This is a genomic window from Methylobacterium tarhaniae, assembly GCF_001043955.1.
GTDB lineage: Bacteria > Pseudomonadota > Alphaproteobacteria > Rhizobiales > Beijerinckiaceae > Methylobacterium > Methylobacterium tarhaniae.
This window is the reverse complement of sequence record NZ_LABZ01000074.1, coordinates 1-5,922: the sequence shown is the minus strand read 5'-3', so window position 1 is coordinate 5,922 and position 5,922 is coordinate 1. Positions and strand designations below refer to the sequence as shown.

General features: G+C 72.6%; 4 protein-coding genes and 1 pseudogene. All 5 read left to right on the top strand.

Annotated elements, in window-relative coordinates; translation table 11 throughout:
• Positions 1-387: 387 nt before the first annotated feature.
• Positions 388-2,718 (top strand): sensor histidine kinase, encoded by a 2,331-nt coding sequence (locus VQ03_RS11695; RefSeq protein WP_245292050.1) that lies wholly within the window; start codon positions 388-390, stop codon positions 2,716-2,718.
• 42 nt (positions 2,719-2,760) lie between these two features.
• Entirely contained in the window at positions 2,761-4,128 is a 1,368-nt protein-coding gene (ugpB, locus tag VQ03_RS11690) for a sn-glycerol-3-phosphate ABC transporter substrate-binding protein UgpB (RefSeq protein ID WP_083467945.1), read from the top strand.
• A 102-nt stretch (positions 4,129-4,230) separates the two neighbouring features.
• Positions 4,231-5,178 carry an AEC family transporter gene (locus VQ03_RS11685; RefSeq protein WP_048451050.1) on the top strand — a complete coding sequence of 316 codons (948 nt, stop codon included), beginning with the start codon at positions 4,231-4,233 and terminating at the stop codon, positions 5,176-5,178.
• A 134-nt stretch (positions 5,179-5,312) separates the two neighbouring features.
• Positions 5,313-5,600 carry an invasion associated locus B family protein gene (locus VQ03_RS11680; RefSeq protein ID WP_053078525.1) on the top strand — a complete coding sequence of 96 codons (288 nt, stop codon included), beginning with the start codon at positions 5,313-5,315 and terminating at the stop codon, positions 5,598-5,600.
• A 104-nt stretch (positions 5,601-5,704) separates the two neighbouring features.
• Positions 5,705-5,922: pseudogene (locus VQ03_RS11675) on the top strand (hypothetical protein); the annotation flags it as partial.

Below are 5,922 nucleotides of genomic sequence, written 5' to 3'. Positions count from 1 at the left end.
GGAGGGATGGCGGCGGGAGGGATGGTGGCACTTGGCGTGCCCGTCACCCTGAAGCTCGTCGGCCATTCGGGCCAGCGGATCGCCAGCTTCGCGCTCGCCACCCCGCGCGTCGCCTTCGCGGCCGCGACCGACACGCTGGTCCGGTGAGTGCCGGCGCACCCGGGCGAGGCCCGCGGGTGCCCGGCGGCCCCCTGTCGGCGAAGGCCCGTCGTGAATGAAGGCCGGGGCCGCCCGGACTCGTCCGGCGCCGGGTTTCGGCAGGTTCCGGCACGAATCGTCCGATGTGGAGCGGAGTCACGCCCGCATGGCTGGACAGCGGTTTGCCGGTCTTGCAAGACTTAGATCCCTTTCTGCACTGAGCGTCGTCCCAGGTTGCGCTGTCTCCGATTGTCCGGCGTTGCTCGCCGCGTCTTCATCGTCGGTGCGATCCCGGTCGTCATCGCGATGATCATCGCCCTGGCGGCCTGGGGGCTTCTGATCGAGGCGGAGCGGGCGCGCGACGGGGCCGTTCTGTCCAGCGAGACGTTCCACACCTTCACCTTTCTCAGTAAAGCCCGCGACGATTATGTCGGCCGTCTCTCCACGGCCCGGGCGGCGGCGCGCGACCGCTTCGCGTCCCTGGCGGCGGAGGCCTCCGGCCGGCTCGCGCAGCTCGAACGGATCGCCCGGACCGAGGACCAGACCCTGCGGGTCTCGACGGTTCGCCGCGACCTCGCCGCGCAGGTCGAGCAGATGCGCCAGCTCGCGCACCTGGAGGGCGAATTGGAGATCGCCGCGGCCGGGATGGTGCGGCGGGCCGACATGCTCGTCGCGCTGACCGATGCCGAGCGCCGGCGCCAGCAGGACGAGAACGCGCGCCTCGTCGCCGTCCTCACCACCCGGGATGCCGCCCTCGAGACGAACCAGCAGGTCGTCAGCGCCCTGCGCGACCTGCGGGAGGCGATCTCGGCGGTCGAGCTCAACAAGACCCGCATCGGCCAGCCCGTGTTCCAGGTCGAGTTCGACGAGCTGGCCGCCGACATCCAGCTCCTCGACCGCACGGGCGCGCAGCTGCACGCCGTGCTCGCCGGGGCCGAGCGCCAGGCCGAGGCCGGCCAGCTGGCCGCCTTGCTGCGCTCCTACCGGAACCGGAGCCAGAACGATGCCGGCCTGAACCGCGTCATCGCGGAGGGGTTCGAGCTGACCCGGGCCACGCAGTCGGGCCACGCCCTGATCGCGTGGTGCGACAGGCTGATCCGGGAGAACGTCGAGGCGCAGCGGCGTCTCCAGGCGGAGGTCGCCGCGCTGATCCGGCATTCCGTGTCGTCGAACGAGGCGGAGCTGACGACCCAGGGCATCGCGCTGGCGGCCCTCCGGCTCGCGCAGCAATCGGCCTCCGCCCTCGACCGCCGCAGCGCCGAGGAGGCCTCGGCGGTCGTGACCGAAGGGGCCGACCTCGCCGGCCGCGCGGAGGGGCTCGCGGCGCCGTCGGGCCTCAAGGGCGACATGGCGGCGGCGACCATGGCGGCGGCGATCCGGGGCTGGCGCACGCAGCTCGCCGCCACGGTCGACCAGGTGCGCGAACAGGAGGCCCTCATCGCCGAGATGAACCGGCGCGACGCCGTGATCGGCACGAACGCCCGGGCGCTCAGCCGCGCCTTCATCGACGATGCCGACCGCTTCGGCGCCTCGATCCGCCGGTTGCTCCTCGCGGGCGCGGCGGGAGCGCTGCTCCTCGGCACCGCCGCGGTGGTCGGCGTCGCGCGCTCGATCACGCGGCCGCTGCGCCTGCTCACGCGCAACGTGCTCAAGGCGACGACCGACCCGAGCATCGCGCGCGTCGGCCTCGCGGCGCGGCGCGACGAGCTCGGCGACATCGCCCGCGCCTCGGACACGTTCCTCGCCGAGCTGCGGCGGCGCGAGGAGGGCTGGCGCGACGCCGCCCGGCGCGCCGACGCGGCCCTGGACACCCTGCGGCAGGCCCAGGACGATCTCGTGCGCTCGGAAAAGCTCGCCTCGCTGGGCCAGCTGGTGGCCGGCGTCTCCCACGAGATCAGCACCCCGCTCGGGATCGCGCTCACCACCTCCACCCAGGTCCAGAGCGACGCGACCGCCTTCGAGGCCCTGGTGAACGAGAACCGGCTCACGCGCTCGCGCCTGATGCAGCACGCCGCGCGCATGCGGGAGGGCGCGCAGCTGATGACCGCGAACCTGATGCGGGCCTCCGACCTGCTCTACAGCTTCAAGCAGGTCGCCTCCGATCAGGTGTTCGAGGACCGCCGCGTCCTCGATCTCGGCGCATGGATCGAGGAACTCCTGAAGAGCCTGCGCGCGCTGGCGCGGCCGGGCCTGCACGAGATCGTGGCGGATTGCCCGGACGCCCTCGGCCTCGACACCTATCCGGGCGTGCTCGCCCAGGTGCTGACCAACGCGGTCAAGAACGCGATCGACCACGGCGCGCGCGAGGGCCACATCCTGAGGGTCGTCATCACGGCGCGGGCCGAGCCGACGCGGGTCCTGATCGACATCGGCGACGACGGCGCCGGCATCGAGCCCGGGCACCTCGACCGCGTCTTCGACCCGTTCTTCACCACCGCCCGCGCCCGCGGCGGGACCGGGCTCGGCCTGCACATCATCCACAACCTGGTCGTGCATCGCCTGCATGGAAGCGTGGAGATCCGCAGCGTCGCCGGCCAGGGAACCTGCCTGCGCCTCCAGCTGCCGCAACAGCTCGGCTGAGCGGAAGGGGTCGTCGTGATCTGCACCCGAGGACGTGTCGTCATGACCTTCCCAAGAAGGCGGCCCGGAACGAGACGATCGCCGCCCGCTCTCCGGCGCGCGATCGGCCGGGCCCTGGCCGGCCTGATTCTGGCCTCGGCCCCGGGGGCGGGCCGCGCGGCGACCGAGCTTCAGCTCTGGCACTCGCTCGACGGCGCGAACGGCGCCCTGGTGGCCCGGATCGCCGACGAGTTCAACACGTCCCAGAGCGCCTACCGCGTCATCACGATCTACAAGGGCCCCTACGCGGAGACGATCAACGGCGGCATCGCGGCCTACCGGGCCGGCGCCGCGCCGCACATCCTGCAGGTCTTCGAGGTCGGCAACGGCACCATGGCGGCGGCGGTCGGCGCCGTGAAGCCCGTCTCGGAGGTGATGAGCGCGGCCGGGCGGGCGGTCGCACCGGAGGCCTTCCTGCCGGTGATCGCCACCAACTACCTCGCCCGCGACGGCAGCATGCTGTCGCTGCCCTTCAACATCTCCGCCATGGTGATGTGGATCAACCTCGACCGGTTCGAGCGCGCGGGCCTCGATCCCCGGCACCTTCCCGAGACCTGGCCGCAGGTGTTCGAGGCCGCCCGGGCCCTGAAGCGGGCGGAGCCGTCCCGCTGCGCCCTCTCGACCGCCTGGCCGACCTGGGCCCATATCGAGCAGCTGTCGGTCTGGCACGGCCGGCCGGTCGCGACCCGGGCGAACGGGCTCGACGGCTTCGACGCCGAACTCGTCTTCAACAAGCCGTTCCAGGTCCGGCACCTGCAGGCCATCGTCGACCTCCACCGGGAGGGCGCGTACACCTATTCGGGCCGGACCAATCGCGGCGAGGCGCGGTTCGTCTCGGGCGAGTGCGCCATCTTCCTGACCTCGTCGAGCCTGTACGGGACCATCGCCGCACAGGAGACGTTCCGCTGGGCGATCCGGCCGATGCCGTATTACCCGGACATCGTCGATGCGCCGCAGAACGCGATCCTGGGGGGCGGCTCGCTCTACGTCATGCAGGGAAAGACCGCGCAGGACTACGAGGGCGTCGCCGCCTTCCTGGACTTCGTGCTGAGCTTCCCGGCGCAGGCGCTCCTGTACCGCAACACCGGCTACGTGCCGGTCACCAGGGCGGCCCGCGCCGACGCGGAGGCGACGGGCTTCTACCGGCGCAACCCGATGCTCCAGGTGGCGGTCGACGCGATCACCCGCCGCGCACCGACCCGCGACACGGCCGGCCTGAGGCTCGGCAACATGCTGCAGATCCGCGACCTCTGGGCCGAGGAGATCGAGGCGGCGCTCGCCGGCACCAAGACGCCGCAGCACGCGCTCGACGATGCCGTGGCCCGCGGGGATGCGGTGCTGCGCCTCTTCCAGCGCCGGACCGCACGCTGACCCCTTCCGCGCCCGGCGGGCTTGAGTCGGCCGGCCCCGCGAGACACGGATGGCGCCGACCGGGCGTCGCGGACGACGCCGGCAGCATGGGTTCTCGAAGGCATGTCACAGCTCGCGACGATCGCGTCGACGCTCGTCTCCGTCATCCTCCCCGTCTTCGGCCTCATCGTGGTCGGCCGCCTGATCATCCGGTTCGGGATCGTGGACAGGAGCGAGACGAAGGGGCTGACGGGCCTGATCTTCTGGGTCCTGCTGCCATCGCTGCTGTTCCTGTCGATCGTCGGCAGCCGGACCCCGCCCCGCCTCGACGTCATCGGGCTCTACTTCGCGGTCGCCCTGCCGGTCTTCGCCCTGTCGGTCCTCGGCGGGATCGCGCTCCTGCGCATGACCCTCGCCCAGGCGGCGGTCTTCGGGCTGAACGCGGCCTTCGGCAACACCGTTCTCCTCGGCATCCCCATCGTGAGCGCGATCTGGGGCGGTGCGGGTCTCGCCATCCTGCTGTCGATCATCGCGGCCCACTCGCTCCTTCTCCTTCCGGCGGCGACGGTCCTCGTCGAGCTCGACCGGGGCGAGCACCGGCGCCGCCTCCTCGACACGGTGCGGGAGACGGTCCTCGGCAGCCTCAAGAACCCGATCATCTCCTCGATCATGGCGGCGACCGCCTGGAACGGGACCGGCCTTCCCGTGCCGGAGGCGCTGCGGCGGATCCTCGAGCTTCTCGCGCAGGCCGCGCCCGCCCTGGCGCTGATCAGCCTCGGCGCCTCGCTGCCCGTTCTGCGCCGGGCCACGATCGGCCCCCCGGTCCTCGCCGCGACGGTCATCAAGCTCGCGGTCATGCCGCTCTGCATGGGCCTGGCCGTGGCGGCGGCGGCCGTCCCGCAACCGGCCGCGATCATCATGGTCGTGACGGCGGCCCTGCCGACGGGCGCGAACGCCTTCCTCCTCGCGCACCGCTCGGGCGCGATGATGGAAGTCTCGGCGGCCACGGTCGTCGTCGCCACCATCGTCTCCGTCGCGACGCTCACCGCCATCATCTCGACCGCCCTGTGACGGCCGGACGCGCCGGGCCGGCCGGCGATTCCCCCTCGCGGGTGGCGCCGGGATACCCGGAGAGGCAGCCCGGAACGGCCTCCACCGAACTATGCAGATCGAAATTCGTACATGCATTTGCTTAAAATTTCGACGTGGCGGTCGCCGACGGCGTGCGGGCCGGCGTGGTCGCGGCGGCGATGACGGCGGCCCTCGCGGCCCCGGCCGGCGAGAAGGCGGCGCCGGTGGCGATGGCGTCCAAGCGCTGCCTCCAGGCCTGCTTCGCCGAGCTGGAGGCCGACAAGGCGCTGGAGCAGAGCCTGCGGACGGCCTCGGGCAGCGGCAGCCTCCAGTTCGAGGACGGGGCGCGCCGCCCGGTGACCATCCCGTTCTCGTTCCGCGGCTTCACCGCCGCCCGCGACGCCGCGCTCAAGCCGCGCTGAGCCCCGTCCGGACCCCTTGTATCGCCGCCCCTTCCTCGCGAGACCGAGCCCATGACGTCGCCCCCCTCCCCCGCCGCGTCCCTGCCCCCCTCTACGGCGCCCCGATGCTGCTGCGCTTCCCCGAGCACCGCGCGCTCGGCCTGCGCCCGACCGGCACTTGGCGCTTCGCCGCGGAGGCCGCGGCGATCCCGCTGACCGGGGGCGATGCGATGCTCGGGATCGACGGGGCGAGCGACCTGATCAGCCGCGACGCCGCGCAGGACGGGGCCGATCCGCTGTTCGACGAAGCGGGCGGGCCGACGGAGCGGGCGCGGGCCGCGAT